A 255-nucleotide genomic window follows, 5' to 3' on the forward strand; every position below is an offset into this window, starting at 1 on the left:
CTTATACCGATCAAAATAAGATTTCGGCCGTTGCCGATTCAATTAAAGACAGGGTGATTTGAACCTGTTGCTGTTTTACACCTATTTCTAAAACCTTTGTTGTTAAAAGATCCAACCGCCTTAAACTACCTTGGGCATGGCTGATTAAGGACGTGAGTGCGTTCTCATCAAAGATACGAAGACTGCCTTCGGCACTCTTGAGTTTTGCCTCCACGTATTGTCTCGCTTCATCTTGCTGAATACCCGTACAGTGAT

General features: G+C 42.7%; 1 protein-coding gene. It reads right to left on the reverse strand.

Features of this window, described 5'->3' with window-relative positions:
* Positions 1–10 precede the first annotated feature (10 nt).
* The coding region (locus tag ACYQ2O_RS13340) for a hypothetical protein (RefSeq protein WP_459796550.1) at positions 11–255 on the reverse strand (245 nt) is incomplete at its 5' end.

The organism is Alkalibacterium sp. m-11 (assembly GCF_054658155.1).